Source organism: Bartonella saheliensis, from assembly GCF_902162175.1.
Genome location: NZ_LR607254.1, coordinates 1 through 6,240, shown reverse-complemented (window position 1 = coordinate 6,240; position 6,240 = coordinate 1). Strand labels below are relative to the sequence as shown.

Here is a 6,240-nt window from a genome sequence, read left to right as displayed (position 1 = left end):
AAGCCTGTGGCATCAAAAACATTCTGCCCTGCTGTTACGCTTTCCAGTGTAAGGCTCTTTGCGAGATCAAATTTTACATTATTGTCGTCTTCGCCTTTGGTAATGGTAAGGTTGTTACTTCCAGCTGCAAAATCTACTGTATCTTTTATCCCTACAGTTTGAGCATTTTTACCATCAACAGAGAGTTTCCAACCTTGATTTACATAATCCCGTAAGGACTTCAACTGCGCAACATTCACCGCATCACTATCTTGAAGACCCGCTGCTACCCCTGTAATTTGCCGTGAAAACTTATTAGTATTATCACCAACACTAACGGCACCTAATACACTTCTCCATTCATAAGCCATTTCATTTGTTGTACCATCTTTAAAAGGATCATAACCCCAAATACCACCATTAACATCCGCTACAGAATCCCCCCCTAGAGCAACCCCTGCGTTCGCTGTTGCTTGTGATCTCGTCCCCAAAGCTATAGCGTTAACATTAAATGCAGATGCCCCAGAGCCTATAGCAACTGAAGATACCCCTTCAGCGATAGGATCTTCAAAATAGAGCTTCATGTTAATTTTCCATCCTTTGGTCAATTCTTTTAGCTGTGCAAAATTTACAGCGTCGGTGCTTTTAGTACCAGCTGCAACACCGGAAAGGATTCGATTGTTACCATCTTTATTGGCAATATTGATTTCATCACCTGCTACTTCTTTACCAATCGTGATGAGATTTGTTTCTTTATTTTTCTTAATAAGGCTATCACCTTGTACATTGGTAATCGCATTATTAATCTGGTTGGTTATCTCCTCGGTAAATTTATTCTGAACGTTTGTAAAAGAAGTACCAACTCCTTCAAAAGCTTCCGCTACACTTGTATAGTTCTTATCTTCTTCCTTGCCTTCAGAGTTAACAGTTTTAACCTTAAAGTTAGGTGCTTTCCATTTGCCTTCTGCATCATAACCAGCACCTTTATCCAAGGAGGTCGCAAGTCTGTTGCTCGTAGAATAAAGCTGGGAACCTGTGATGGCATCTGTAGAGTCAGAAGCAATAGTACCATCTAAAAGATGTGTAATTTTGCTGTTTTCTTGTGCTTCTGTTTCTTTGCCTTGTTCTTCTGCTTTCTTTTTATGACGTGCGACAAATGCCTGTTCATCATCGTTCCATAATAAAGCATCTCCTGCAACATGTTGCGTAATATTTGTTATGCTTTGATTAAGTTCATTGAACTTATTCGTTATATCATTGGTAACTTTATTCTGAACATTCGTGATAGACGTACCAACTCCTGCAAAGGCAGTAGTAACATCTGTATACGCCTCTTCTTTTTTATTACCTTGATTATCAACAGTTTGAACCTTAAATGTTGGAGCTTTCCATTTGCCATTCTTATATTCAGCATTGCCTCCAAAGGTTTTAGCTATATCTGTAGCAGCAGTTTCGAGATTAGAGACATTTTGATTTGTCTCAAACAACTGTGAACCAGTGACTGCTTCATTTGAACTTGCTGAGAGCTCACCGGCCTTTATGCCTGTAAGTGTACGATTCTCACCACTTTTATTAGAAATATCAATTTTATCACCACCGGTATCCTTACCAATGGTGATGTGTTGCGTATCAGCATCTTGCTTAACAAAGCTATTGGCAGCTATTTGCTCTTGAACATCATTTACTGTGTCTTTGATCTCTTGCTTGACTTCCTTCAACTGTGAAAAATTCACTGCATCCGTTTCTCCTGTACCAGCTTTCACACCAGAAAAAGTTCGTGCCTCACCATCTTTATTGGTAATATCAATTTTATCACCATCTGTTTCCTTACCAATGGTAATATGTTTCGTTTCAGGATCTTGTTTAACAAAACTATTAGATGCAACTTGCTTTTCGATTTGTTCTTGGACTTCTTGCTTGGCTTTGTTTAATTGTCCAAAATTCACAGCGTCTGCCGCATCTGTACCATCTGCTACATTTGTAATCTTTTTACTGCCTGCATCAATACCCTCAACCGTGATTTGTGGACCATTCGCAATTTTCAAGCCTGTGGCATCTAAAGTATTATCCCCTGCTTTTATGCTTTCCAGCGTAAGGTTCTTTGCTAAATCAAATGTAACCTTCTTCTTTTTAATGTCGTTTGTAATGCTGAGATTTTCACTACCGGCTGTCAATCCTAAGACATCTCCACTACCAATAACGGTATTCTCCCCATTGTCAACAGAAAGCCCCCAACTTCCTTGTTTTGTAATCAGTTCTCTTAAAACTTTTAACTGCGCAACATTTACAGCATCAGTATCTTGAGTACCGGCGGCTACACCTACAATCTGCCGTGTAAAAAGTCCTGGGTTACCAATACTCAACGCACCTTCCTTAGATCTCCATTCAATACCTGTTGATACTGAGGCTTGTCCTGTCTTCGGATCATAACCAGCAATATTCCCTCCAATTTTAGCACGAGAGTTAGCACCTAAAGCAATAGCTCCCTTAATATTAGGTTGCACTGTCGCAAAATAACCAATAGCCATCCCACCTTCAGAATTATTGTTAACTGAAGTGTTTGTCCCTATAGCTATGGCAAAATCGGATTTTGTCGTGGGACCTTTGTAGACAACAGCACCATCACCATGCTTTTCCTGCCAGTTTGCTCCTATCGCAACACTTCCTCTCGAGGTAAAGAAATCAGGAACACCCAATCTTACTCTGTTGTTAGCCCATTCAGAAAGTTCGTCTGTAGACGTAGATACAGCATTTTTTAACTGGGCAACATTCACAGCATCGTTATCATCAGTACCCATTGCTACATTTGTAATCTTTTTACTGCCTGCGTTAATACCAGTAGTGGTCATTTGTGGACCATTCGCAATTTTAAAGCCTGTGGCATCAAAAATGTTCTGCCCTGCTGCTACGCTTTCCAGTGTAAGTTTTTTTGCTAAATCAAATTTTACCTTATTGTCGCCTGCGCCTTTGGTAATATTAAGGTTGTTACTTCCAGCTGAAAAATCTACTGTATCGTCTATTCCCACAACCTTAGCATTTTTACCATCAACAGAGAGTTTCCAGCCCTTATCCACATAGGTTTGTAATGACTTTAACTGCGCAACATTCACTGCATCAGTATTCGCACTACCTGCTGCAACTCCTCCAATTTGTCGTGTTTTACCGTTAGCAATATCACCAACACTCACAGCGCCGTAAGTGCTTTTCCATACAGAATTAGTATTTGTCGCCGCCCCCTTCAAAGAAGGGGCATAACCTTCAACACCAGCAGCAACATTCGCTATAGAATAAGTACCTAAAGCAATAGCGTTATCTGCTTCTGCTTTTGAATAAAACCCTATAGAAACTGCGTATTTTTTCGTTGCATATGCACGATGACCAACGGCCGTTGAACCATACTCCAAAGCTTTAGAAACAGCCCCCAAAGCTGTTGAATAATCAGCTTTGGCAGTGGTATAATCATTCTCCCCATGTTCACTCTTTTCATTATATTCAGAACCTAATGCAACACTGCTTTTTCCCAAAGCATGCGCCATACGGCCTATAGCCATGCTATCTTCGTTTGATGCCTCTGCCTCATTCCCTACAGCTATACCGAATTTTCCTGTTGCCTTTGCCTTCTCACCTATAGCAACACTACGTTCACCACTTGCTTTTGTCAGTCCACCAAAAGAAACCCCAGCATCTCCTGATGCTTCTGCCCCCATACCAATAGCAACTGTCACCTTCCCATTTGCAAGTGCAGCAACACCAAAAGCTTGCGATCCCCCAGTCCGTGCTGTTGCATTTGCACCAAATGCCGTTGAATAACTCCCCATTGCAGCAGATCCACAACCGGTGGCAAAAGAATAAACACCAAAAGCCTCAGGCAATATATTCGTATCACCACCAGTCAAAGCTCCCATATAACCAATATCCCCACTGGTTCGCCCATTACCAGTCCAAACTTGTTGCTTATCGCTCTGACTATAGGGAGAAAAATTTCCAAACTTTACTTCTTCGAGAAATCTCTGATATTCTTCTTCTGCAGTTATTTTCTTCCCACCACGGTTAGCGACTCCTCCCCGACCAATAACATTATCCGCACCGCAAAAATCATCATCACCAGAAAAAACAACACTACCATGACTGCCTCTAGAATAACGTACCGCTGGAGCGTTGTCGCTTAAAATATTTGCTCCTGTTATCGCAAGATTCGAAGCCAGCACAGGAAATCCACCCAATGAGAGTATGGCCATTGCCGTTCCCAACGAAAGCTTTGCAAATAAAGATAAACGTCGAGAAATAGGCATAGCATTCAAACTAGATCTCTTTGATGTGGCATGCAATTTTTTCATAACAAACTCTCCAATGAAAAAATATGAAAACACACCAAGACACAAAAAAGACATATTTTATTGTTATCCATTTACTCAGATGAAATTGGGAATTGAGTGTGGATATTTAAATAAGGGCGTTTTGAGTCTTTGTGTATGTTTTATGTGTGCTTTCTGTAATAACGTCTAAATGCGAAAATTTTGAAATATGTTTATATGGACATAAAAAGGACTCATTTAGATTCTAATAAAATTTAAGTTTACGGTTTACTCTCTAGCTTTGAAGGGAGATTTTTGGTTTTTTTTAAATATTAAGAGCATTTTACTTATTAAATTGTCTGATTATTTAGTGAAGGTTTTAGTAATATCTTTATTTATTCATTTTATTTCACTAAGGGACAATATTTTTGGTTTCGTAAGTTAGAGGGTTGTATTTTTAAAATACCTTAATATTTTTGGAAGATTTTTTTGCTAGAACATGTTCTTATTCAGCGTAATGTAAAGATGTGAATTTGGCTCTTTGATATATTTCCAACTTTTACGCATTACTTCCCCCCTTTTGAATTGTTATTTGATCAAAATGAGTCTTACTAAGATACTTTATGAGTCATATTCTTTCTATAATGAAATAGCAATAAAAAAATAAAACTTTTTATCAATTTGGATATATTTACAGAGTTGTGTGATCTTTTTTCAACAATTTAAGTAAAATACTTAGAAAAATAATGAGAACTTATAACTCAATTTATAAATAATTATGTTGCGTTATAAAGCGTATTGTAAAAATAAAATATTTTAATTTTTCATACAAGAAAATATAATTTCAAAACCCATCGAAAAACTTAACGACTCTCTTTCAATTCAGTTTCACTCTTAAACCTGCTCCTATGCCCCAATGTCTACCAGAGCTCGTAGCTGATATATTCGATCGGATCTTCCCATTTGCAGACATGTAACCCGCTCCAATCGCAAATGCAGATTGATTGCGCCATACTCCCGTCCCAATCGATAAACTTAAAGAGCCTGGTGTATCTTCATAACTCAAATTCGATACCGCTAAACCTACTGCTGCTGCCTGTTTGGATTCTTTGCGAAGTTTCTTAATTTCATACCTTAACGATTCAAACTTTATATCTGTATAAGATTTTGTCTCATTAACAGCATTATTGACCGTATTATTAACAATATCGTTAAAGCGCTCATCCGTATAATCATGCAAAGAGTCTTGAGTGAAAATAGAAACTGATAATACTTGACTCTCTATAATCTGACCATTCGCAACATCATAAAAATAACGTACAGCGCATTTTATCCCCCTTTATGACTAAAAACGCTATTTTATCTCTGTTTTTATTATAAAGAAAACATTTAATAAAAAGATAACTTTTAAATTCCCAAAGCTGCGCTTCATACAACAATAAAGTCTGAAAAATACAACTTACTCAAATCATTCCTCTTTAATATGATAAGTAACTTTTTCACAACACGCTTACCAGTAAAAAATAAGTATATTTGTTGATAATACTCCTTTATTCCCTATCGGTATTCGTAAGTATTAAAAAAATTTCCCTTCATCTTAGTTTTAAGAGAAGGGAAATTTGTTTTTGAATTTTTTACTGTTAGTTCAATGTGATCCTAAATCCAGCACCTACGCCCCAATGACCTCCAGCACTCGTTGCTGACACATTGGAACGAATCTTTCCATTTTCAGACATATAACCAGCACCAATAGCAAAGGCAGATTGACTGCGCCATACACCGGTACCAAATGAAAAGCTTAATTTTCCTGGTGTATCGTCATAACTCAAATTAGATACCGCCAATCCAATAGCCGCAGCCTGTCTTGCCTCTTTCCGGACATCCTCAATGGCATAATTTAATGTCTCAAACTTCATATCTGTATAAGCTTTGGACTCACTAACACCATTGTTGACTATATCAGTAA

At 38.0% G+C, this 6,240-nt stretch carries 2 protein-coding genes and 1 pseudogene; all 3 read right to left on the bottom strand.

The genetic code is table 11. The features are described 5' to 3' along the window. Positions 1 to 4,316, bottom strand: a pseudogene (locus FS875_RS09190) (hypothetical protein); the annotation flags it as partial. 835 nt (positions 4,317 to 5,151) lie between these two features. Next, positions 5,152 to 5,514 carry a YadA-like family protein gene (locus FS875_RS09185; protein WP_281282256.1) on the bottom strand — a complete coding sequence of 121 codons (363 nt, stop codon included), beginning with the start codon at positions 5,512 to 5,514 and terminating at the stop codon, positions 5,152 to 5,154. A 400-nt stretch (positions 5,515 to 5,914) separates the two neighbouring features. Beyond that, positions 5,915 to 6,240 (bottom strand): YadA-like family protein (locus FS875_RS09180; protein ID WP_144755961.1); only part of this gene is annotated, 326 nt, incomplete at its 5' end.